This is a genomic window from Flavobacterium hibisci (genome assembly GCF_020026925.1).
GTDB classification, from domain to species: Bacteria; Bacteroidota; Bacteroidia; order Flavobacteriales; family Flavobacteriaceae; genus Flavobacterium; species Flavobacterium hibisci.
In genome coordinates, this window is the sequence record NZ_JAIQDW010000013.1 from 59,200 (window position 1) to 83,418 (window position 24,219).

At 33.3% G+C, this 24,219-nt stretch carries 24 protein-coding genes and 1 tRNA gene; 5 read left to right on the forward strand and 20 right to left on the reverse strand.

What is annotated here, in order from left to right; genetic code table 11:
• Positions 1-153: 153 nt before the first annotated feature.
• Both K8B81_RS14020 and K8B81_RS14025 read left to right on the forward strand, forming a co-directional pair.
• Positions 154-2,055, forward strand: coding sequence for a S9 family peptidase (locus K8B81_RS14020; RefSeq protein WP_223682207.1), 1,902 nt, complete (start codon positions 154-156; stop codon positions 2,053-2,055).
• A gap of 135 nt (positions 2,056-2,190) precedes the next feature.
• Positions 2,191-4,632 (forward strand): hybrid sensor histidine kinase/response regulator, encoded by a 2,442-nt coding sequence (locus K8B81_RS14025; RefSeq protein WP_223682208.1) that lies wholly within the window; start codon positions 2,191-2,193, stop codon positions 4,630-4,632.
• On the opposite strand, the gene K8B81_RS14030 is transcribed toward K8B81_RS14025, so the two are convergent.
• From K8B81_RS14030 to K8B81_RS14050, 5 genes are all read right to left on the reverse strand, one after another.
• Positions 4,629-5,969 carry a sigma-54-dependent transcriptional regulator gene (locus K8B81_RS14030; RefSeq protein ID WP_223682209.1) on the reverse strand — a complete coding sequence of 447 codons (1,341 nt, stop codon included), beginning with the start codon at positions 5,967-5,969 and terminating at the stop codon, positions 4,629-4,631. The genes K8B81_RS14025 and K8B81_RS14030 overlap by 4 nt on opposite strands.
• 126 nt (positions 5,970-6,095) lie before the next feature.
• Complete coding sequence (locus K8B81_RS14035) at positions 6,096-6,392, reverse strand: hypothetical protein (protein WP_223682210.1); 297 nt, start codon at positions 6,390-6,392, stop codon at positions 6,096-6,098.
• 15 nt (positions 6,393-6,407) lie between these two features.
• The gene (locus tag K8B81_RS14040; protein WP_223682211.1) at positions 6,408-6,704 is read right to left on the reverse strand and encodes a PepSY-like domain-containing protein; all 297 of its coding nucleotides are present in this window, start codon (positions 6,702-6,704) and stop codon (positions 6,408-6,410) included.
• Between the two features lie 14 nt (positions 6,705-6,718).
• Positions 6,719-7,006: a hypothetical protein gene (locus K8B81_RS14045; RefSeq protein ID WP_223682212.1), complete on the reverse strand. Its 288-nt coding sequence runs from the start codon at positions 7,004-7,006 to the stop codon at positions 6,719-6,721.
• Positions 7,007-7,034: 28 nt separating this feature from the next.
• Positions 7,035-7,331, reverse strand: coding sequence for a hypothetical protein (locus tag K8B81_RS14050; protein ID WP_223682213.1), 297 nt, complete (start codon positions 7,329-7,331; stop codon positions 7,035-7,037).
• A gap of 447 nt (positions 7,332-7,778) precedes the next feature.
• On the opposite strand from K8B81_RS14050, the gene K8B81_RS14055 reads away from it, so the two are divergent.
• Positions 7,779-9,029: an OmpA family protein gene (locus K8B81_RS14055; RefSeq protein WP_223682214.1), complete on the forward strand. Its 1,251-nt coding sequence runs from the start codon at positions 7,779-7,781 to the stop codon at positions 9,027-9,029.
• A gap of 232 nt (positions 9,030-9,261) precedes the next feature.
• Here the strand turns inward: K8B81_RS14055 and accC are convergent, their stop codons facing one another.
• The 6 genes from accC to pdxA all read right to left on the reverse strand — a co-directional run bounded on the left by accC (position 9,262) and on the right by pdxA (position 14,294).
• Positions 9,262-10,608, reverse strand: coding sequence for an acetyl-CoA carboxylase biotin carboxylase subunit (accC, locus tag K8B81_RS14060; protein ID WP_163395367.1), 1,347 nt, complete (start codon positions 10,606-10,608; stop codon positions 9,262-9,264).
• A gap of 99 nt (positions 10,609-10,707) precedes the next feature.
• Positions 10,708-11,196 (reverse strand): acetyl-CoA carboxylase biotin carboxyl carrier protein, encoded by a 489-nt coding sequence (gene accB, locus K8B81_RS14065; RefSeq protein ID WP_110307307.1) that lies wholly within the window; start codon positions 11,194-11,196, stop codon positions 10,708-10,710.
• Between the two features lie 23 nt (positions 11,197-11,219).
• Positions 11,220-12,218, reverse strand: coding sequence for a beta-ketoacyl-ACP synthase III (locus K8B81_RS14070; RefSeq protein WP_223682215.1), 999 nt, complete (start codon positions 12,216-12,218; stop codon positions 11,220-11,222).
• Positions 12,219-12,391: 173 nt separating this feature from the next.
• Positions 12,392-12,586 carry a 50S ribosomal protein L32 gene (gene rpmF, locus K8B81_RS14075; RefSeq protein ID WP_008465217.1) on the reverse strand — a complete coding sequence of 65 codons (195 nt, stop codon included), beginning with the start codon at positions 12,584-12,586 and terminating at the stop codon, positions 12,392-12,394.
• A gap of 9 nt (positions 12,587-12,595) precedes the next feature.
• Complete coding sequence (locus K8B81_RS14080; protein WP_223682216.1) at positions 12,596-13,138, reverse strand: YceD family protein; 543 nt, start codon at positions 13,136-13,138, stop codon at positions 12,596-12,598.
• A gap of 106 nt (positions 13,139-13,244) precedes the next feature.
• Positions 13,245-14,294, reverse strand: a complete 1,050-nt coding sequence (pdxA, locus tag K8B81_RS14085; protein ID WP_223682217.1) for a 4-hydroxythreonine-4-phosphate dehydrogenase PdxA — start codon at positions 14,292-14,294, stop codon at positions 13,245-13,247.
• A gap of 57 nt (positions 14,295-14,351) precedes the next feature.
• Between pdxA and K8B81_RS14090 the strand changes: the two genes are divergently transcribed.
• On the forward strand, positions 14,352-14,942 hold the full coding sequence (locus tag K8B81_RS14090) for a riboflavin synthase (RefSeq protein WP_223682218.1): 591 nt from the start codon (positions 14,352-14,354) through the stop codon (positions 14,940-14,942).
• Between the two features lie 36 nt (positions 14,943-14,978).
• Here K8B81_RS14090 and K8B81_RS14095 read toward each other — a convergent pair whose 3' ends face one another.
• The 5 genes from K8B81_RS14095 to K8B81_RS14115 all read right to left on the reverse strand — a co-directional run bounded on the left by K8B81_RS14095 (position 14,979) and on the right by K8B81_RS14115 (position 19,312).
• Positions 14,979-15,185 (reverse strand): hypothetical protein, encoded by a 207-nt coding sequence (locus K8B81_RS14095; protein ID WP_223682219.1) that lies wholly within the window; start codon positions 15,183-15,185, stop codon positions 14,979-14,981.
• A gap of 163 nt (positions 15,186-15,348) precedes the next feature.
• A tRNA-Ile gene (locus tag K8B81_RS14100) sits at positions 15,349-15,422 on the reverse strand.
• 137 nt (positions 15,423-15,559) lie between these two features.
• Positions 15,560-15,964: a methylmalonyl-CoA epimerase gene (mce, locus tag K8B81_RS14105; protein WP_223682220.1), complete on the reverse strand. Its 405-nt coding sequence runs from the start codon at positions 15,962-15,964 to the stop codon at positions 15,560-15,562.
• 26 nt (positions 15,965-15,990) lie between these two features.
• Entirely contained in the window at positions 15,991-18,348 is a 2,358-nt protein-coding gene (locus K8B81_RS14110; RefSeq protein ID WP_223682221.1) for a hypothetical protein, read from the reverse strand.
• Positions 18,308-19,312 (reverse strand): hypothetical protein, encoded by a 1,005-nt coding sequence (locus K8B81_RS14115; protein ID WP_223682222.1) that lies wholly within the window; start codon positions 19,310-19,312, stop codon positions 18,308-18,310. The genes K8B81_RS14110 and K8B81_RS14115 overlap by 41 nt, the downstream gene beginning before the upstream one ends.
• 183 nt (positions 19,313-19,495) lie before the next feature.
• On the opposite strand from K8B81_RS14115, the gene K8B81_RS14120 reads away from it, so the two are divergent.
• On the forward strand, positions 19,496-21,190 hold the full coding sequence (locus K8B81_RS14120; protein WP_223682223.1) for an Ig-like domain-containing protein: 1,695 nt from the start codon (positions 19,496-19,498) through the stop codon (positions 21,188-21,190).
• Here K8B81_RS14120 and K8B81_RS14125 read toward each other — a convergent pair.
• The 4 genes from K8B81_RS14125 to K8B81_RS14140 form a co-directional block, all read right to left on the reverse strand.
• On the reverse strand, positions 21,187-21,954 hold the full coding sequence (locus K8B81_RS14125; RefSeq protein WP_223682224.1) for an amidohydrolase: 768 nt from the start codon (positions 21,952-21,954) through the stop codon (positions 21,187-21,189). The genes K8B81_RS14120 and K8B81_RS14125 overlap by 4 nt on opposite strands.
• Before the next feature lie 100 nt (positions 21,955-22,054).
• Positions 22,055-22,879 carry a hypothetical protein gene (locus K8B81_RS14130; RefSeq protein WP_223682225.1) on the reverse strand — a complete coding sequence of 275 codons (825 nt, stop codon included), beginning with the start codon at positions 22,877-22,879 and terminating at the stop codon, positions 22,055-22,057.
• A gap of 167 nt (positions 22,880-23,046) precedes the next feature.
• Positions 23,047-23,793, reverse strand: coding sequence for a succinate dehydrogenase/fumarate reductase iron-sulfur subunit (locus tag K8B81_RS14135; RefSeq protein WP_223682226.1), 747 nt, complete (start codon positions 23,791-23,793; stop codon positions 23,047-23,049).
• Positions 23,794-23,839: 46 nt separating this feature from the next.
• Positions 23,840-24,214, reverse strand: a complete 375-nt coding sequence (locus K8B81_RS14140; RefSeq protein ID WP_223682227.1) for a four helix bundle protein — start codon at positions 24,212-24,214, stop codon at positions 23,840-23,842.
• Positions 24,215-24,219 lie beyond the last annotated feature (5 nt).

Below are 24,219 nucleotides of genomic sequence, written 5' to 3' on the forward strand. Positions count from 1 at the left end.
TTTATAAATTAAATTCGTGAATTTATGAGAAAAAAACTTTAGTACTCCCTTGGAATTTGGAATTTAAATTTTAACAATTATATAGAGTTTAAAATTTAACTAATCAAAGCCTAAATGTTGTATTTTTAGCGCTGTTAAAATTAGATTTTTATTATGAAAAAAGTATTATTTATAACCTTAATAATGATGAGTTTGAATGCTATCGGACAAAATGTAATGTCACAGGAATTATTATGGAAATTAGGAAGAGTAACACCACTTGGACTTTCGAAAGACGGTAAAAATGTTGTTTTCAAAGTTTCAACTCCTTCTGTAGAGGAAAACAAATCGCATTCTAAATTTTACATTCTGCCAGTAAACGGAGGAAACGCAACTGAAATCAAAGACACTAAAGAGGTTCTGGCAGACAAAAACATTTCGCCTGACGGAAAATATTTGGTGTATAATGAAGAAGTAAAACTGGAAAAAGTTCTAGGAAAAGATTTCTATCCGAATCTTGACAAATCGGATGCTCAAATTTATAATGGTTTGGATTATCGCCATTGGGATACCTGGAACGAAGGAAAATTTAATCACGTTTTTTACAAAGAAAACAAAGATGGCGCAAAAGGAATTGACATTTTGAAGAATGAAAATTTTGACAGCCCACAAAAACCTTTTGGTGGTGATGAAGATTACATCTGGTCTCCGGACAGCAAAAGCATCTTATATGTATGCAAGAAAAAAGCCGGAACTCAATATGCCGTTTCTACAAACACGAATATTTACGAGTATAATTTAGAAACTCAAAAAACAATAAACAGAACCGAAGACAATTTGGGTTACGATACAGCTCCTCAATTTTCTCCAACAGGAAATTTATCATGGCTGCAAATGAAACGTGACGGTTACGAGTCTGATAAAAATGATATTATTGTTGAGTTTAAAGGAATTAAACAAAATTTAACTGCAAACTGGGACGGAACTGTAGATAATTTTATCTGGAGCAAGGATGGTAAAAATGTCTTTTTTGTTGCACCAGTCGATGGAACTAAACAGCTTTTTACAGTAAATTTTCCGGGTTTGACACGAATTGCAATTACAGTTCGGCAATTGACAAACGGTGATTTTGATGTAAATGACTTAGTTGGTTTTGCCGGAGATGATATTATCGTAACACGATCTGATATGAATCATGCCTCAGAAATTTTTTCTTTTAATCTAAAGAAAAATACCTGGAAACAATTATCAAATATCAATACTGAAACGTATAAAAAATTAACCTTGAGCAAAACCGAAAAACGTTATGTGACTACAACTGACGGCAAAAAAATGCTGGTTTGGGTAATTTTACCTCCAAATTTTGACGCTTCAAAAAAATATCCAACTTTATTGTTCTGTCAGGGAGGACCTCAAAGTCCGTTGACACAATCGTATTCTTTCCGTTGGAATTTCTCTTTAATGGCTGCGAAAGGCTATGTAGTTGTTGCGCCAAATCGTCGCGGGATGCCGGGTCACGGTGTAGAATGGAATGAGCAGATCAGTAAGGATTGGGGAGGTCAGGTTATGGACGACTACCTTTCTGCAATTGACGATGTAGCCAAAGAAAACTACGTTGATAAAAACCGTTTAGGATGTGTTGGCGCAAGCTACGGAGGCTACTCTGTATTTTATCTGGCCGGAATTCACAAAAACCGTTTTAAAACTTTTATCGCTCATGATGGTGTTTTCAATACACAAAGTATGTTTGGAACCACCGAAGAAGTTTTCTTTAACAATTGGGATTTTGGCGGGGCTTACTGGGAAAAGGACAATGCAGTTGCGCAAAAAGCATATACGATTTTTAATCCGGCAACTTTGGTTGGAAACTGGAACAGGCCTATTTTAATCATTCAGGGCGGAAAAGATTTCCGTGTACCAATCGGACAGAGTCAGGAAGCTTTTCAGGCTGCACAGTTAAGAGGAATTAAAAGCCGTTTTCTTTATTTCCCTGATGAAAATCACTGGGTTTTAAAACCTCAAAATGCACAGGTTTGGCAAAACGAATTTTTTAAATGGCTTAACGAAACCCTTTAATACATAAGCAAAATATTCCAGCCACAGATTTACACTCTGTGGCTTTTTTTTATAGAAAGTTTGGCTTTTTAAAACAGAAAATATTGAATAAATTGCAGTAATCATTTCAAAAAGCGAATTTCTCAATACCAATTTATGGAAAGCAAAAGAAGCTATATGCCCATTAAAGTACTTTTCGGCTACCTTGCCCTGATCGGATTAGTAGTGGTTGTGGGATGGTTTTTATATTCTGAAAATGTAGTTTACAATAAGTTAGAAGATAAAATTGCTTTTGAAAAAACTAAAATATTAAGAGTCAGCAAACTTTTTTCAAATGTATATAAAACAGAAAGTTTAGCCCGAAAAACAATTCAGACCAACTCTGAAAAGGATTTCAAAAGCTACCTTATCGAAACAGATTCCTTAAAATCCAGATTAGATACACTGAAACAGATTGTAACCACAGAATATCAAAAGGTTTTGCTGGACAGCGTTGCTTATTTATTGTCTGAAAAAACAGAAAACATCAGACAATTAAAAACTATAAAAAATAAGGCTGATGATGAAGTTTCAGTAAATAACGCCATTGATGAAATTACTAAAATGGAGTTTAAACTCCGAAAACTGGAACTTCAGGATTTTACTCAAAACCCCAATGATTTGGGAAGTTATCAGCGAAATGTACTGCAAAAATATGTTGATTATCTAAACCAGAATATTCCTGACGATAGTACCAATACTTTGAGCAAACAAGCTTCTGATTCGATTTTAGCCAATTCTAAAAAGCTTTTGAGTGACGTAAAACAAAAAGCTGAAAAGAAAAAAGAGTCGCTCAATTTTGAAGAAAATAAACTGCTTAAAAATGAAATTGCAATTTCTGAACAACTCCGAAAAGTTCTTCGGATAATTGAAAGGGAAATTATTATCAATTCCATTAAAAACAATTCATTAAAAGAAAAATCACTTAAAAAAGTAAATGAAATCGTTACCGTTTCAGCAATCGTGGGTTTACTGCTTACCGTAGTGTTCTCCATCATTATTGTAAGCGATTATTCGAAATCGCAATTGTATAAAAAACAGCTAGAGATTGCCAATTTTAAAACCAAAAACCTTCTTAAAAGCCGTGAGCAGCTTATCTCAACGGTAAGTCATGATTTAAAAACCCCGCTGAGTACCATTGTGGGATATTCTGAACTTTTGAGCAATTCTGATGTGAATACCAAACAGTCGTATTTCATTAAAAACATAAAGAATTCATCTGAATATATTACACAGCTCGTAAAGGATTTATTAGATTTTTCTCAAATCGAGGCAGGTAAAATTACGATTGAAAAAGTTCCCTTTTTATTACCTGAAATCATTGACGAAGTGGCCAAAAGCATCCAGACTGTTTACAAACAAAAAGACATTGACCTTATTATTAATGTTGATCAAAAACTGAATTCAAAGATTGTTGGCGATCCGTTTCGTCTGAAACAAATTTTGAGCAACATTATTGGAAATGCCTATAAATTTACAGAGCAGGGTTTTATAAGAATCAGTGCTTATGTTGCCGAAGAAAATGATTTTTTTACCATTACCATTGAAGATTCCGGTATTGGTATTGAAAAGAAAAATCAGAAACTCGTTTTTGAAGAATTTGCCCAGGCGAATGAAAACATCGAAAAAAAATACGGGGGGACAGGTTTAGGGCTGGCCATCTGCCAAAAAATCATTTCGATTTTAGGCGGAAAATTAAAGCTTGAAAGCACATTTGGAGAAGGAAGCACTTTTGAAATTAAACTACCACTCTTATTTGATACAAGTGCAAGCCAGTCCGACTCAGCATCAAAAGAAATTATTACAAGCTTAGAAAAATTTACTTTTATCGTTTTGGATGATGATGTCAATTTGCTGAATCTGACGAGTACTGTTTTAAAACAGCAGGGGCATCAGGTTTTGTCATTTACGAGTGCTGCAGAAGCATTAGAAACTATTGAGAATACTGATTTTGATTTTATTATTACAGATATTCAGATGCCTGAAATTGACGGTTTCTTGTTTGTTAAAAAATTGAAAAGTAAAAAAGGTTCATTTTATAAAAATCAGCCCATCATTGCTATAACAGGAAGGACCGATTTAGATTTTTCTACTTACACGAATGCCGGATTTTCTACAGTAATAAACAAACCTTACTCTCCCAAAGTCTTACTTGAAACCATTCAGAAAGTCTTAGACAATACCATAAGTCTAGACAATAAAATTGTAAAAAGAGAAGAAGAGGTTTCTTCAAAAACTTATTGTTTAGAAACTTTAAAAGAGTTTTTAGGAAATGATAATGAATCGGCAAAAGAGTTTATCAGATCATTTATCGAAAGTACAATCCGAAATTTAAAAGATTTAGAAAATGCCGTTGAGAAAAAAAATATTGCCGAAATAAATGCGATCAGTCACAGGATGGCACCAATGTTCAGACAGATTCAGGCACATGAAACTGGTGAAATCCTGAAAAAATTAGAACAAAATAATTTAGAAAACTCAAATTTAGACCCTCTTTTTACTAATTTAAAAACCAAAATAGACTTGTTATTTGATGGTTTAAAAAAAGAAATTCTTTAGTCAATATTGTATTGTTTTAATTTATTGTAAAGCGTTTTTCGGGTTATTTTCAATAGCTTTGCCGCTTCAGATTTATTATTTTGAGTCCTGGATAAAGCATGAATAATGGCTTCCCTTTCATTATCAGACAAAGAAAAACTCCCTGAACTGCCCAGTTTTTCTGTTTGAAAAAACTCAATAGGCAAAACATCGCTTTCGATAAAATCTCCCTGAGACAAAAGCGTAGCACGTTTGATACAGTTTTGAAGCTCGCGTAAATTTCCAGGCCAGCTGTATTTTTGAAAAATGGCTACTACCTCTGGTGAAAATCCTATAATATCTTTATTCAATTGCTGGTTTGCCTTCTCTAAAAAATAATCGGCAAAAACCATCAAATCTTCTCCCCTGTCGGTTAATGAAGGTGACTGAATAGAAAATTCATTGATTCGATGATACAAATCTTCACGAAAATCACCATTTTTAACAGCTTCACGCAAATCTTCGTTGGTAGCTGTAATAATCCTGATATCAACATTAATTTCTTTATTGCTGCCGACTGGTTTTATTTTTCGTTCCTGAAGTGCCCTTAACAACTGAATCTGATTTTCATAGGAAAGATTCCCTATTTCGTCCAGAAAAATGGTTCCTCCGTTTGCTGCTTCAAAATATCCTGTTTTGTCACTTATTGCTCCGGTAAAAGATCCTTTTAAATGTCCGAAAAACTCACTCGCTGCCAATTCTTTCGGAATCGCACCACAGTCAACTGCTATAAAATTATTGTTTTTTCTTTGGCTTTGCTGGTGGATGCTTTTTGCAATAATTTCTTTTCCTGTGCCGCTTTCCCCTATAATTAAAACAGACATGTCAGTAGGACTTACCAGTTTAATATGCTCTAATAATTTTTTGGAAGCAACAGAAATTCCTTTCACAAACTCATTTTCTGGTGGAGCCTGTTTATTTGCAGCTTTTTTTTCTTTTACTACAACTTTTTCAGTTGGTGCCGTTTGGAGTGCATTGGTAATAACCAATAAAACTTCATCAGGATTAAATGGTTTCGAGATGTAATCAGATGCTCCGTTTTTAATTGCTTTTACGGCAGTATTTACATCCGAGTAGCCTGTCATAAGTATAACAGGAATTTCAGGATGAGACATTTTAAATTCAGACATCAAAACAATACCGTCAGCATCAGGCAAACGGAGGTCTGTCAAAATCAAATCAAAAGATTCTTTTTTGATATATAACCGGGCTTCTTCTGCAGAGAAAGCAATAATGACATCAAATGCTTTTTTTTCGAGAAACCTTTCTAATAATTTGCAAAATGAAATATCGTCTTCAATTAATAATATCTTTGGCATTGCTTTTCAGGTCTTTTTGCTAAAATACCACTATTAATGCAGTATTATCACAAAATTATGTAAAAAAAAAGAGACTGCTGTTAAGCAATCTCTTTTTCACCAAAAACATAAATCTAATTCACCTAATTATATTTTTAACCAGTTACCTTCAGCATCCGAATAAACAGTAGCCTTCTGGTCTCCAACTGCTATGTCTAATTTGTATTCGTTTTTGTCGTTTTTATATGCTTTTTCAAGCACGGCACCCGGATAAGCTGTTTCCAGAGCTGTCTTCACAGCTGCGGGAACATCGTCGTTACTAATTTCAGTAAATTCTGACTGAAACACCAGGGAAGTTTTTTGTGGTTGAGCATCGGTAATTGTTGATGCATAGATTGATAAACTTCCAAAAACAATCGCTGCGGATAAAATTAACTTTTTCATAATGATTTAATTTAGTTACTTTTTAATGACATTTCCTGATGCATCTGTAAAAATTGTATACTTCTTGTCCCCGTTCGAAATTTCCAGTTTATACTCGTTTTTAGCATTTTTATATACCTTTTCGAGTTTAGTGTTTGGAAAAGATTTCTCTGCTGTAGATTTTACAGCTGCCGGTACTGCATCTGAAGCAACTTCTGTGTATTCATCCTGAAAAAAGAAAGAATTAACATTTGAATTTTTTACGTGAGGAATAGCTGCCTGAACTGATAAACCTCCTAAAATAACTGCTGCAGATAAAATTAATTTTTTCATAATGCTTCTTTTATTTATTTTTTAAGAATATTTCCTTTTTCGTCTGTGAAAACAGTAGATTTTTCACCTCTAACTGTAATTTCAATTTTATATTCTTTTTTGCTGTTTACAAATGCTTTTTCAAGTTTTACACCTGGATAAGCATTATCTAAACCTGTTTTAATGGCTGCCGGAACAGCATCGATTTCTTTATAATCGTCCTGAAATATTGTTTTAGTAATTGTATTTACCGGACTTAATATTGATGCCTGAATTGACAAACTTCCTAAAACTATTGCTGCTGTTAAGATTATCTTTTTCATAATAAGTCATTTTTAAAGATTACTTAAATTATTTTTTAATCCATGATCCATCTGCATTAGCAAAAAGATTACCTACTTTGTCACCAACTGTAACATCTAGTTTGTATTCTGATTTCTCATTTTTATATGCTTTTGTAAGCACAGCATCCGGATATGCTTTTTTAAGAGCTTCTGTAATTGCAGCTGGCAATTCTTCTAATTTTACTTCAGTATATTCGTCCTGAATTGTAATAGTTTTTACAATATTATTTGAAATTGGAGAAGTTGATGCAAATGAAGTTAAACCTCCCAAAACAATTGCGGCTGATAAAAATAAATTTTTCATAATGTGTATATTTTAAATTATTTAATTATTGTTTTACACATTAGAGAAAGAAATTATTGTGCCATAATCAAAAAATAAAGCCTTCAGACATCTAAAGTACTATTTTTTAATAAGTTAGCCAAATAAAAACATTTTTAAAAGTAATAACAACTGTATAATTTAACACAACCTCTGTGTAAAAAATATACACAAAAGTGTTTCTATGTTATTTATATTCTAATTTTTTGACATCTAGGAAAGATTATGATTCCATATACTTTCCCAAAATAAATTTTTGAACTCATTTAAAAATGATGCAGAATAAACAGAATAATAATACAAAAATTATAACCTCAAAAAAAATTTTAACATAATCGCAAACAATTCATAATAATTGTGTTAGCCCCATGCTTAAATGTTAAAAATTAAGTTGTAATTTTGCACAAATTTTAAAATTGGAATATAAAAATGAAAAAAATTATACTATTACTTGTTCTGCTTGTAACAGTTGTAAAGACTAATGCTCAAACAAGCAGTGTCGAAAGTTTGGCTGATGGCAATTTCAACAAATGGTCTATCGAATTAGCAGGGGGATTTAACAAACCACAAAAGCCAATGAAATATTACACCTCAACTATAAGTCCGTACGTTGTTGATTTAGGGGTTCGATACATGCTTAATAACAAATTTGGTCTGAAAGCTGATTTAGGATTCAATAGTTTCCAGGAACAAAAAAACACAACTCCTTTTGATACCAAATATTATAGATTTGATATTCAGGGTGTAGCCAACTTTGGTAGAATTATGAATTTTGAAACCTGGACACAGACAATTGGCCTATTAGGGCATACAGGTTTTGGTGCTGCATATTTTGAAGATAAAAACTCTTCAATAGACGACAAAATGATTAATTTCATAATCGGTGTAACAGGTCAGGTTAAACTTTCTAACAAATTGGTTCTTACGGGAGATTTTTCAACTATTGTGAATGCCCTTCAAAACCATACATATGATGCAGCTGCATTAAATCCCGAAAAAGGTTTCAACGGAGCTTTATTTAATGGTACTATAGGGTTGACATTATATCTGGGAAAAAACGAAAAACACGCCGACTGGGTTACTATTGTTGACAATGAAGTAATTGTTCAAAGAGAAAGAATTGATCAGCTTGAAAAAATGTTAAATGATAGTGATAAAGATGGTGTAGCTGATTATTTAGATTTAGAACCTAACACTATTGCAGGACTTATGGTGGATTCTAAAGGAAGAGCTGTTGACTTAAATAATAACGGCATACCTGATGAATTAGAGAGGTACTTAACAAAAACTTATCCAAGCAGATCTGATGCTCCATTGAGCGATAAGGAATCAATCACAAATTTAGTGAACGGAGGTTATGTTGCCGCTTATTTCGATTTCAACAAATCTACTCCAAATGAATCCTCTATGGATGGTATTAATTTTGTACTAAACTATTTAAGAAACAATCCTTCAGCTTCTGTTGACATTACGGGCTATGCTGATGAAATTGGTAATGCTTCATACAACGAAAAATTAGCAGATGAAAGAGCAAACAATGTAAAAGAAATTCTTCTTAAAGCGAAAATTGCCCCTGAAAGAATTAATGTCATGAGAGGTGGCGTAGATTCTTCTGTAGATAAAGAGTCTGCTACCGCAAGAAAGTTAGTTCGAAGAGTTACTTTCAAAATAAAAAACTAACACATCGCTTGTAATCTAATAATTAAAAATGCCACATCACGCAAGATGTGGCATTTTTTTATATATCACAGTCGCTTATTTATAAGTCCCTAAGACTACTGAATTTAAAATCAGAATGAGCACTGTAAAGAATTACTTTTAGTTGTCATAATTAAATATGGATTTAAACAATCAACAAACACTAAAATCAAGGCATAAAAAAACCTCATTTTTCAATGAGGTTTAATATTATCTATTCCGGGCTATTCATTTTGAAAGTATCCATGAAAGCAGTCGTATAATCTCCTGCAATGTATTTTGGATCATCCATTAATTGTCTATGGAAAGGTATTGTCGTTTTCACACCTTCGATTACAAACTCGTCAAGAGCTCTTCTCATTTTACTAATCGCTTCTTCACGCGACTGCGCTGTTGTAATTAACTTCGCAATCATGGAATCGTAATTTGGCGGAATGCTATATCCTGAGTAAACGTGCGTATCTAAACGAACTCCGTGTCCTCCAGGCATATGAAGCGTAGTGATTTTTCCTGGTGAAGGACGAAAATCGTTATAAGGATCTTCAGCGTTAATACGAACTTCTATAGCATGTAATTCAGGAAGATAGTTTTTACCAGAAATTGGAATTCCGGCAGCAACCATAATCTGCTCACGGATCAGATCATAATCAATTACCTGTTCAGTAATTGGATGCTCAACCTGAATACGTGTATTCATTTCCATGAAATAGAAGTTTCTATGTTTATCCACTAAAAATTCTACAGTTCCTGCTCCTTCGTATTTAATGAATTCAGCTGCTTTTACAGCCGCTTCTCCCATTCTTGTACGCAATTCATCAGTCATGAAAGGTGAAGGTGTTTCTTCAGTAAGTTTTTGGTGGCGACGCTGAACAGAACAGTCTCTTTCAGAAAGGTGACATGCTTTTCCGTAAGAATCACCGACAACCTGAATTTCGATATGACGTGGCTCTTCAATAAGTTTCTCCATGTACATACCGTCATTTCCAAAAGCAGCAGCAGCTTCCTGACGTGCACTTTCCCATGCTTTTAAAAGCTCATCTTCTTTCCAGATGGCACGCATTCCTTTTCCACCACCACCTGCAGTAGCTTTCATCATAACCGGGTATCCGATTTCTTTAGCTACTTTTTGCGCATGTTCGAAAGATTCTAATAATCCGTCTGAACCTGGCACACATGGTACTCCTGCTGCTTTCATTGTAGCTTTTGCAGAAGCTTTATCTCCCATTCGGTCGATCATTTCAGGAGCTGCACCAATAAATTTGATTCCGTGCTCCTGACAAATTTTAGAGAATTTAGCATTCTCTGAAAGAAATCCGTATCCCGGATGTATTGCATCTGCATTTGTAATTTCTGCAGCAGCAATAATATTTGACATTTTTAAATACGATAAGTTACTTGGAGGAGGACCAATACAAACCGCTTCATCAGCAAACTTAACATGTAAGCTTTCCGCATCGGCTGTAGAGTAAACTGCTACAGTTTTGATTCCCATTTCCTTGCATGTACGAATTACACGTAATGCAATTTCTCCTCTATTCGCAATTAATATTTTTTTAAACATCTTTTTAAAATTAGATAATTAGATAATTAGACAATTGGATTATTAGATTTCAAGCACTTTTAAAAAAAGTCTAAAATCTAACGATCTAACCATCTAAAATTAAGATGGATCAACTAAGAACAAAGGCTGGTCAAATTCTACAGGAGACATATCGTCAACAAGAATTTTTACAATTTTACCTGAAACTTCAGATTCAATTTCGTTGAATAATTTCATTGCTTCAATTACACAAAGAACATCACCTTTAGCGATAGTACTTCCTACTTCAGTGAAAACTGGTTTATCCGGAGATGGCTTTCTGTAAAATGTCCCAATAATTGGAGATTTTATGGTAATGAATTTAGAATTTTCAGCAGGAGCAGCCGCTTCACTATTTACGTTTACAACTACCGGTGCAGTTTGCTGCGGAGCAACTGCTTGCGGCAATGCAGCCTGAGCTGGTAATTGCTGTACATAAGTAGCTTCAGTTACATTTGTTTCTAAAGTTGTTCTGATAGTGATTTTTACATCATCCATTTCTAACTTCACCTCTGCAACTCCCGAATTTGCTACAAATTTGATTAGGTTTTGAATTTCTTTTAAATCCATAATGATTCGTTTTTAGTTTTAATTTATTTCATATCGTAAGCCCATTTCAAGTAAATAGATCCCCAGGTGAATCCACCACCAAAAGCGGCAAAAATAACATTATCTCCTTTTTTAAACTTATTCTCAAAGTCAGCCAGTACTAATGGCAATGTTCCGGAAGTGGTATTACCATATCTTTCGATATTTACAAGTACTTTAGAATCTTCAAGGTCTAATCTGCCGGCAGTAGCATCAATAATACGTCTGTTTGCCTGATGTGGTACTAACCAGTTCACATCTTCTTTTGTCAGCTTGTTTCTTTGTAAAATTAATTCACTGGCATCAGCCATATTGGTAACAGCATATTTAAATACTGTTTTACCATCCTGCATGATATTGTGTTGTCTGTTTTTTATGGTCTCTTCAGAAGCAGGAATCAAAGACCCTCCTGCAGGAATTTTAAGAAAATCGCGTCCAACACCATCACTTCGCAAGTATTCATCTTGTAATCCAAGACCTTCATAATTTGGCTCGAATAAAACCGCTCCGGCTCCATCCCCAAAAATAATACAGGTAGATCTGTCTGTATAATCTACAATTGATGACATTTTATCTGCCCCAATTAACAGTACTTTTTTATAACGTCCTGACTGCACATAAGCCGCTGCAGTAGACATTCCATATAAAAAACTGGAACAAGCCGCTTGTAAATCGTAAGCAAATGCATTAGTTGCACCGATTTCTGTGGCAACATATACGCCTGTAGCAGCCACCATCATATCCGGTGTAGCTGTTGCCATTATTACCATATCAATTTCCAACGGATCAATATTGGCTTTTGCTATTAAATCCTGTGCTGCTTTTATAGCAAGATAGGAAGTTCCCTTATCAGCATCTTTAAGTATTCTTCTTTCTTTTATTCCCGTACGGGTTGTGATCCATTCATCATTGGTATCAACCATTGTTTCTAGTACTTTGTTAGAAAGTACAAAGTCAGGAACGTATCCTCCAACAGCGGTAATTGCGGCTGTGATTGTATTCATTATATTCTATTATTTCCTCTCAAATACTGGGTATCTGAAAAATTTTTAAAAGACTTGAAAATTACAAAAAAAAATCTAAACGTATTGTCGTAAATTTCTTTAAAAAAGAAAGTTGTATCCAACAAAAAAAACTCTCACATAGTGAGAGTTCTAATATCATTTACAAAAACGTATTAAGCAACCGCTTCAGATTTATCGATAACAACTTGCCCTCTGTAATACATTTTACCTTCATGCCAGTAAGCTCTGTGGTATAAATGTGCCTCACCTGTGATAGGACATGTAGCGATTTGAGCTACAGTAGCTTTATAATGTGTTCTTCTCTTATCTCTTCTTGTTTTCGAGGTTTTTCTCTTAGGATGTGCCATTTTACTATATTATTTATCCGTTAATAGTTTTTTTAATTTTTCCCAACGCGGGTCAATATCTTCTTCTTGTTTACTCTCTTCCTTTTGTTCCTTAACTTTTAACTCGTTTAGTTTTGTCAGGGCTTCTGTCTGCAAAGTTCCGTCTTTTACACCCGGATGAATTCTCTTTTGCGGAATTGACAATGCAATCATTTCATAAATGTATTGTGCCACATCTATTTCAAATTCACCATGAGGCAGAATCAATAACTCTTCATTATCATTGTTGAATTCTTCCCCGAAACGAACGATGAGCTTCATCTTTCCTTTTACAGACAAATCAAAATCTTCACTGGTCAGGTCACAAGGCACATTTACTGTTCCTTTATGCTTAAAATCCAGTTCCAGCATATTGCTTTTCTTATCTAAAACTAAAGTGACTTTGATATCCGAATTTTGAAACTCATCATAATCAAAGTCCTCAAAGAACTTCTTATTTATTTGATATTCAAAATGGTGTTTGCCTAGCTTTAATCCCACGAAAGGAATTAAAAATTCTTTTGTTTTGCTCATTTCAACATCAATTTGTACAATTAGGATCTAAAACCCAGACACCTGAATTGGGGTGCAAAGATATAAAATTATTATAAAACTAATAATCTTATTCACCTTTTTTTGTTTATAACTGTTTTTCTTTTATTTTAAGAGGTTTTGCTGTAATCTCCTCATACTGATTACGTGAACGAAAAACATCAATTGCAAGATAAACAGCCTCTTTAAATGAATTATAATCTGCCATATCTTTTCCTGCAATATCATAAGCAGTACCATGATCCGGCGATGTCCTTACCCTATTAAGTCCTGCAGAATAATTAACTCCTTTTCCAAATGATAATGTTTTAAAAGGAATCAATCCCTGATCGTGATATGTTGCTACAACCGCATCATATTTTTCATGCTGGCCGCTTCCAAAAAAACCATCTGCAGGAAAAGGGCCAAAAACCATAGTTCCTGCATCAAAGATTTTCTTTAATACAGGTTTTAAAACTAAATCATCCTCTTTTCCTATTACGCCTCCATCACCTGCGTGTGGATTTAAACTCAAAACAGCAATTTTCGGTTTTACAATACTAAAATCCTGAATTAACGATTTTCGTATAGTTTCGATTTTTCTTGTAATTAATTCTTCTGTCAAATGAGAAGAAACTTCATTTAAAGGAACATGATCTGTCAGCAGACCAACTCTTAAGTCATCATGAACCATCATCATTAATGCATTTCCTTCTAATTCCTGATCCAGATAATCTGTATGACCCGGAAATTTAAAATCTTCTGACTGGATATTGTACTTATTTATAGGAGCAGTCACCAAAACATCAATCTCTCCCTCTTTCAGTGCCTTAGTAGCAGCCACAAAAGATTTTATAGCATACTCTCCTATTTTCTCATCATTTGTGCCTAAATTTATTTCAACACTTTCTCTCCAAAGATTAAAAACATTAAGTTTACCAGGGATAATCTGATCTAACTTGTCAACTCCATGAAACTGAACTGTTGATGTAAAGCTTTTTTTAACGAAAGAAAGTATCTTGGCATTTGCAAAAATAACCGGTGTACATAGTTCCAACATGCGGGAATCTTCGAATGTTTTCAATATAACTTCGCTTCCAATACCGTTTAAATCTCCAATCGAAATTCCAACAATTATATTTTCTGCTTTTTTATTCATGACCTCCAATTATTTATTACTAATTTTGATGTGCAAATTTAGTAAATAAAACCCACAATGTTCACAGGAATCATAGAAACCTTAGGAAGGATTCAAGAAATAAAAAAAGACCAAAACAACCTTCATATAACGGTCGATTCATCTATTACAAATGAATTAAAAATTGACCAGAGCGTATCCCATAACGGAATATGTCTGACAGTTGTAGCCATAAAAAATTCTTTCTATACCGTAACAGCAATTGAGGAAACCATTTTAAAAACCAACATTGGAGACTGGAAAGTCGGTGATATCGTTAATTTAGAAAGAGGAATGAAACTTGGTGACCGCCTTGACGGACATATTGTACAAGGTCATGTAGACCAAACCGGAACCTGCGTAAAAATTGAAGAAGCTAACGGAAGCTGGAATTACACTTTTGAATACGATAAAAACCTAAATAATATTACAATTGAAAAAGGTTCAATAACGGTAAACGGGGTCAGCCTAACAGTAGTAAATTCTAGAACAAACGAATTCAGCGTTTCAATAATACCTTATACTTTTGAAAATACCAATTTCAAAAATTTCCAAGTTGGAACGAAGGTTAATTTAGAATTCGATGTAGTTGGAAAGTACATTGCAAGACTTTATTCCATCAACCAATAAAACTATAAACTTCCTTACAAAACAAAAGCTTCAGTTTTACACTGAAGCTTTTGTTTTTAATTTATGTTTATAAATTACATATATCCCTAATGAAATTGCAGCAAAGGCCAACATCAAAAGACCAACACCATCGATTGGCGAAGGAGGCGGCTCAGGACCATCAGGCGAAGGAGGCTGTGCAAAAGCTCCCAAAGCGCCAAACAACACAAAAATAACAGTAGTAATTTTATTTATTACTTTCATAAAAAACGAAATAGTTTAAAATCTTAGTTTCCCTTAAATCTGATTTGCAGACCTTTAAAGCGTGGTTCTTTATAAAGTCCGCTACAAATATATTGCTTTTTTATTCAAAAAAGCTATGATACAAAAAAAGCTTCATAAAAAAATTATGAAGCTTTTTAAATTGTGGTCCCACCTGGGCTCGAACCAGGGACCACCTGATTATGAGTCAGGTGCTCTAACCAGCTGAGCTATAGGACCGGTTAAGAGTTTGCAATATTACTACTATTTTTTATTCGTTCCAAATATTTTACACTCTCATTTCTACTTAATTTCAATATTAACAAATCTTATTTAAAACCAAATTGATTATCAAGCAATTATTAAAACACTACAAACTACCTGATTTCCTGACAAAGCTCAATTAAAACACCATTTGTAGTTTTGGGATGTAAAAAAACAACCATTTTATTGTCGGCTCCAGGTTTTGGGTGCTCATTTATCAGAACAAAACCTTCCTTTTTTAATCGGGCAACTTCTGCTTCTATATCCTCAACATCTAAAGCGATATGGTGGATTCCTTCTCCTTTTTTGTCCAGAAACTTTGCAATTGGACTCTCAGGATTTGTTGCCATTAAAAGTTCAATTTTATTGGTTCCTGTCTGAAAAAAGGAAGTTACTACATTTTCTGTTTCTACCGTTTCGGTTTTATACGACGGAACACCTAATAGTTTTTCAAATAAAACATTGGCATCATCGATATTCTTTACTGCAATTCCTATGTGTTCAATTTTATTTACCATAACCTTTATAAATTAAAGATAAAAATCTATTGATTGACATAAGTATTGAAATAACCGCATTCTGCAATTACATCCTGGTAATATTTTGTATCCGAATACTCTTTTTTCAATATTTTAAATCCATTCCAGGCAATAAAATTAATTTTATCGTCCTGAATTTCCCACCAGCTGTTTACCTTGTTATATTTATTATTGTAATATTGATTGCGCTCACACTTCGACATTAAATAAATACATTTTGCTTTCTGCTCTTTGGTAGCTGCCGCTTCAAATGCTTTTTGGTAATACATTTTTGACACATCACAATTGGTTATCATTTCTTTCATCGAATCTCTGAAAGAATATGGACTTGATCCATAACCTACTATCGTTATTTCATAAAAAGTTCTTCCATTGCCAAAATGTGAAATATTGTAAAATGCATTTCCAAGCAATAAGCTATTAGTGTAAACATCCTCTTTTTGAGCCAGTTTTTCCTGCATCGTTTTTATCGTATTTAAAAAATCGAGGTAACTGTATTTCTTTTTTTGATAAGCAACGTGATCGCAGTCGTGGCAATCTTTAATATTTCCGTTGAACGGATTACCTAAAAAGGTTTGATACTGAACAGAATCTGCCTGCTGCATAAATCCTATTGCTTCTGAAATCTTATTTTTAAAGGTTGCCTGAACAGCCTGAAAATTATTGATATCTTTTAGTTTTAAACTATAGATTCCTGCGCCAATTTTCTCAATTTCGGTTTTATTCGATTTAGACAAAAATGCTTTTATATCAAGCAGATTTTTTTCGTTATCATAAAAAGAGTTTCCATCGTTCCAATAGCTGTAACGTGATTCACCAAATATTTCAGCCATGACAGGGTCAGCTTTGCCTTTGTAAAGTGCTGACAAATAACTTCTGCTCCATGAAGCGGCATTTTGATAACGAAACTCCTGTCCTTTATAAGTCTTCGGAAGTTCATTGTAAAGCCAATTCAAATCAGCTAAAATTGTTTTTTCGTTTTTATCAGTAAGCTTATCTATTTTGCTCAGATTATTTACAAAACGAAGCAAACGCAATTGCATTCCTGCCAATTCTGTTTTCGGAAGTGTTTTTACTGCCTTGTCATAACTTTTATCCGCATTTGCATAATCTCCTTTTAAAGTCTGCAGATATCCCAGGGATAAATCCCACAAATAAGGTCTGTCTGTATTTCCTGCTGCAGCTATTTTTCCGACTAAATCAAAACCCGCTTTATCTATTTTTGACTGATTTTCTGTTTTATTTTCTGCCACAGTCTGGTTTTTCATTGGCACATTTTCCCCGGCATTCTGCTGAAAAGAATTATTGATTGCCTGTTCCTGCTTGTTTACTAATCTCGTTGCCAGATAATTCAGGTGCTCACTTTTAGTATCCAGTTCGTATATTTTTTCAATGGCTTGTTTTTCATCTTTGTAATAACCGTGTATTGCCCAAAGAGCAGCTTTCTCTTTATTGTTTTTTGCCATTGCCAATGATTTGGTCCAGTCGGCATCGTTTTTTGGGTGAAAACTATACGCAGTTACTATTCTTAGTTCAGGGCATTTATCAAAAACCTGAGCATACAAATAATTAGAAAGCGCATATTTTTTCTGCTTGTAATGAATTCCTGCCACATAAGAGAGGGCACGATAATACAGCGTATTTTTAGGAACTGAATTTTCTGTCTTATTAAAAAAATCAATCGCCGCTTTCTTATCAGAGCTGTAAAAACGGGCTTTCATAGTCAGGAACCAATATCTGTTTTTCAAAAATGGATCTGAAGTCGTATTGTAAACATTTTCTATAGACTGAATCATTTTCAGGTCATCAAAAGTTTTGGCCACAACCGGATCATAACTCCAATAATCTCCCCCAATTGATACGGTTTCAATTTTTTGTGCCAAATACAAAAACTCAATAAAGTTTTTTACCTTACTGTCTTTAAGGCTGATTTTTTTACCCCATTTTACTGAAGCAGTATTCTCTTTTTTATTCTTATAATATACATGAAGTTGGGTAACTTCTTCTTTGTTTTTTATTGTACTCTTTTCATCTGAATAATAACGCGGCTTATCATCTCCAATTAAAAAATAATTCACAGTTGCTGCATCTACACTCCCTTTGAGATAGGTAACCCAATCCGATTTTATGTTTTCATTGAAGCGTGAATTATGTTCAGTGTCAAATCCGATACCGTAAAAAACATCTCCCGCTAAAAAAAGTGGTGAATAGGATTTATCTGCAAAAGTCTCCGGCGTAAAGTTTGAATTGTAACCAAAAAAATCCCAGTCATCTCCGCCAGCACAGGCATAAATAATTCCATATACAAATAATAAGGAAGCGCTAGAAACAAGAAACAACTTGCTTAAAAATATTCTTTTCATAGTTTTTTAAATTGAATTCGTCTAAGTCGTAAAAAATAATTTCGTTTGGTTTTTGAGGGCTATTGTCATTCAGATTTTCCGCCATTTCAATTAAATCTTCTGATGAAATAGCCTCTATTTTTAATACATCATTTTCTTCATAAAATATGCCGTTTTTATAATTAGCGTGTTTCACTTTAAAAAAAACAGCACTTCTCTGTTCAAAATTTTTATCCTTTTTAAGTTCGTTTACATTAAGCTTTGAACGTAATCCTGTTACTTTTTGATTTCTAATATGAACTGCCCAGGAATAAACCGGCAGGGCAAAATCAAGATGCAACGGATATTTTTTCAAACTTTTCAGATAACGATCTGCAACTTTTTTATCATAAACAGAATTTAGTGAATCCGGAGCAATCGTACCCATATTGTAATACATCAAAACACCTGAATCTACATTTGGTATTTTGGTTCTCCTGTAATACTTTATCTGATGCAATCGTATTGTTGCTGAGATTTTCTTTTGCGAAAGCTTTTTAAATAACTCAATAAATTTCAAATAATTGTCTTTGCTTGAGAGTGTCCAGTCGCAGTCAACCTGAATCTCTTTACTATTGATGTTATTTTTAGAATTGATATCGTTTATAAGCTTAACCGTTTTTTGTGCCAAATCTTCAACATCAAGATGCGGTTTCAGCATCACTTTATTTTTTATATACACCACAGGGACAATCTCAAAACTATTCATTTTTTCCATAAAGCGAATTGGCATTAAAGGAATAGGACTTGTATCTTTTGGATGCAAATCGATATCGAAATAACGGATATAAATTTTACGGACATTATTGTCAAGAATAGCTTCTTTTTCTGTTTCAGATAATTTAAAAATTGTTTTCCAATAGTAAAAAGAGACAATTGGTTTAGGAGTATCATTACACGAAATAAACAAAAAGAAAAGTAATATTATAAAGAAAATCTTCTTCAAAACCTGAAAATTAAATTGGAATCAAATGTAAGAAATTATATCCCGTTTGTAAATTTGAAATTATAACTTTTTATTAAATTTAAAAACCATTTAATTCAAAATTCCAAAACCCAATAAAACGATAAAAAATTTCAATTAAAGCAAATATAGTTGTTATTTTGTGTAATTAAATTACGAATCGTTATGTTGAAAAACAGCTTAAAATATTTTACTTTTTTATTGGTATTTTTAATGATGAGTTGCGCGAAGCGCGGCAGCATAACTGGTGGCTTAAAAGACACGCTTGGCCCTGTTTTAAGATCGAGTTCTCCTGAGAATTTCAGCACCAATTTTAAAGCAGACGAAATCACACTGACATTTGATGAATATGTAAAGCTTAAAAACGCCAATAAACAGTTGATTATTTCTCCGCCAATGAAAAATTCGCCTATTATAACACCTACCAATGCAAGCAAATTTATCAATATAAAAATTCTAGATACCTTACAGCCCAACACTACATATAGTTTTAATTTCGGACAAAGTATTGCAGATAATAATGAAGGAAATCCGTATAATCAATTCAAATATGTTTTCTCTACGGGTACTTATATTGATTCTCTTGCCTTAAACGGAAGAATTAAAGATTCTTATAATAAAACTGCTGATAATTTTGTCACTGTAATGCTTTACGAAGTCAATGATAAATTTAAGGACTCTGTCATTTATAAAGAAAATCCACGATACATCACCAATACGTTAGACAGTCTAACCGTTTTTAGATTAGAAAATCTAAAGGCTGGTAAATATCTTTTGGTAGCTTTAAAAGACAAAGGAAACAACAATAAATTTAATCCGAAAGATGATAAAATTGGATTTATCAAACAACCCATAACGATTCCAAACGATACTGTTTACGAACTTGAGTTATTTAAAGAGCAAGTTCCTTTGAAAACTTTTAAACCGATACAGGCATCAGGGAACCGACTATTGCTTCCGTATGAAGGACAACAAAACTTTAATAAAGATTCAAAACCCAAAATTGTACTCAGGAACAATACTCAAGTTTTAGAAACCATTATAACACAATTTCCAAAAAAGGACTCTTTGCAAGTTTGGTATAAACCAATAAAAGCCGACTCTTTATCACTGGAAGTAAGTAAGGAAGATTACAATAAAAAATTTAGTCTCAGAATCAAAAACCAGAAAAAAGACACCCTGAATATAACTGCAGTACAAAACGGAATCATACATTTCAGAGACAGGTTTACATTTGAAACTGCAACTCCACTTATCAACTTCGACAAGTCAAAAATTAAGTTAGTCAACAAAGATTCTACAGCTGTGGATTATACAACAGAATATGATGAATTTGAGCAAAAACTGTATATCGATTTTAAAAAAGACCCGGCACAAAAATATAATTTTACGTTTTTACCTGGTGCATTGACTGATTTTTATGAAAAATCGAATGATACTTTATCATACAAACTGAACACACGTGAAGTAGAAGAGTACGGAAATCTTACACTGAATCTACAAAATGTAAAACGTTTCCCGATTATAGTTGAATTAACTAATAAAAAAGGAGACGTTGTACTTGCCAGTGATTATTCTGAAAGCAAAACTAATTTTGAGTTTCTGCTTTTAGAACCTGCTATATATTCTGTGAGGGTTATTTATGACGACAATAAAAACAAAGTGTACGATCCCGGAAACTATTTAGAAAAAAGATATTCTGAAGAAGTATTTTATTATCAGGAAGAAATTGACCTGCATGCAAACTGGGACAAAGTTGAATCTATAGATTTAAGTATCCCATACAGTCCTGAACTGGCGAAAAAGAATGAACAGGCAAAGTTAAATGCAGAAAAAAAGAAAAAGAAAACCGCTTTTTAGCTCTGTATTTCAAACAGATCTTTATCACTAAGGAAATTCATTTTTTTTCGGGTTTCCAACATTATTTTTTTATCTAATTCAACTATAAAAATACCTTCATTTTCCTGAGGCTCTAAAATTGGATTACCAAGAAAATCAACGACCTGCGAATGACCATTATAGTGATGATTGTTCGCATCAAAACCTATTCTGTTTACCCCAATGGCATAACTAAGGTTTTCAACCGCGCGGGCTTTGAGCAGTATATCCCAGGCATTTATGCGGACTTTTGGCCAGTTGGCAACATATAAAATCAAATCATAATTTTCGACATTCCTTACAAATACAGGAAAACGTAAATCATAACAAACCTGCAGACAGATCTTCCAGCCTAAGTACTCCACGATTTGCTTTTTATTTCCTGCCGTATATACTTTCTCTTCTCCTGCCAGGGTAAATAAATGTCTTTTATCATAATATTGAATTTCACCTGATGGAAAAGTAAAAACAAAGCGATTATAGCATTCCTTATTCTCTGAAATAATTAAACTTCCTGCAATAGCACAATTTTTATTTTTAGCTAAACGCTGCATCCAAACAACAGTTTCTCCATCCATCGCTTCAGCCATTTTAGAAGCATTCATAGTAAATCCGGTTGAAAACATTTCAGGAAGCACGATCAAATCAACACAAGCATTTATTTCGTTTATTTTAGCTTCGAAATTAATAATGTTATGCTTTGGACTTTCCCAGACAAGATTCGATTGCATAAGGGCTATTTTCATATTTTTCAATTTTATATAAAGATAAAAAAACGCATCCAAATTAATGAATGCGTTTTTAAAACCTATTGGTCTAGCTTTGATCTTTCGTAATTACTTTTAATTAGTAATAATAGTAATTCATAGTTGTTGTATTAGACGGCGTTGTGCTGCCTGCACTATAATATTTTTCTACAGCTTTTATAATATTTTTATTTTTATCATAAGTGTTTTCAAATTTAATCGTTGCCGTGAGTTTATCAGAATAATAATCATATACACTTATCGTTTTTAAATTATTTACAGACACCTGACTTCCCAAACAATACCTAAATGCATCTGGTTTTATACCTGATAAATAATTATTCCCTTCGTCATATTGTATCTTATAATATGAATCAAACAAACCGGTCCCTGGTGCTTCATAACGAATTAAATTTCCATTAGAATATTCAAAAAGCTCCTCATTATCAACATCTGTAACATCAGAACATACTGTTTTTTCCCCTCCGGTAATCTGAACATAATGTTTTATAGATGTCAGAGCAGAATTTGAATAGGTCTGACTAATTCTATCGGTTGAATTTGTTACATACCCCGATTGTTTTTTTGTTCGGGCAATACACATATTCGTAATCAGTCCATTTGTATATTCTAACGAATTTAATTGATCTATTACATCGGAAGGACTGGATATATAGTATTCTTTTAAATTCCAACTAATCATTTTATTAGTTGAGTCATAGTTAAATGTTGTCTGGTAAAATTTATCCTGATCTTTTATAGTTAGCTTAGAAATATTTCCTAAATTATTATATTCATATTCACTTGTTTTTATGACTATGCCATTTTGAATTTCTTCAACTTTTTTTATTTTATTAGAAGATGAGTTTTGAGAATCATCTGATCCTGAATCACTCGAACAAGCGAATACAAAAGAAGTTAGCAATAATAGGAGTAGTTTTTTTTTCATATAGATTTAATTGATTTTGCATGCCTTCTATCATATTGTAAAAGCATTTTTTTTCCAAATATAAACAAATTATTAAGATTATTTATACTACAAAAAAAGCCCCAACAATTGGGGCGTTTTTATAGTTTTTATGATAAAGTAACTTATCCTTTTAAACTTGCTGCCAAATACTCACGATTCATACGTGCGATATTTTCAAGAGAAATTCCTTTAGGACATTCTACTTCACAAGCTCCGGTGTTAGTACAGTTACCAAAACCTTCTAAATCCATTTGATGAACCATGTTTAATACACGTTCTGTAGCCTCAACTTTACCTTGTGGCAATAAAGCATATTGCGAAACTTTTGCCCCTACGAATAACATTGCAGATGAGTTTTTACAAGTTGCAACGCATGCGCCGCAACCAATACAAGCTGCAGCATCGAATGATTTGTCAGCATCGCTTTTGTTGATTGGAATTGTATTGGCATCGATTGTATTTCCTGAAGTATTTACAGAGATAAATCCACCTGCATGCTGAATTCTGTCGAAAGAACTTCTGTCAACAACTAAATCTTTGATTACAGGGAACGCTTTTGCTCTGAATGGTTCGATAAAAATCGTATCACCATCTTTAAACATACGCATATGTAACTGGCAAGTCGTAACACCTCTGTCCGGTCCGTGAGCTTCACCATTGATGAATAAAGAACACATTCCGCAGATTCCCTCACGACAGTCGTGGTCAAATGCTACAGGCTCTTCTCCTTTATTGATTAATTGTTCGTTAAGAACATCAAGCATTTCAAGGAAAGACATATCCGGTTCGATTCCATCGATAGGATATTCTACAATCCCTCCTTTATCTTGTGCGTTTTTTTGACGCCATATTTTTAATGTAAGTTTCATATTTATGTTATGTGTTATAAGTTAAGAGTTAAACGTCATAGGGTTACTACTCCATTTTAGTCCTAGCTAAATAATTTATATATCCATTTAATATTGCTTTGGTTCTTTCGAACCTTTCTCTAAATTTTTGTAACAAATCTTCTTCAATATAATTCTCATCTAAAGCTGTAATTACCTGATTTAAAGCTTCTGTTAGAGAACCTCTGGCAATTCTGCAGAATTGAATATTTTCTTGATAATGATATCTTCCAAACCCTTCGGCAATATTATCACTAACAGATCTAGAAGATCGTTTAAGCTGACTTGTTAAGGCATATTTTTCGTCAATTGGAAATTTTGGAAGAATATTTCGAGAGACAAAGATTCTTAATTCTCGTGCTGCTTTCCAGCATTCCAAATCTTCGAACGACTTTAAACTCATAACCC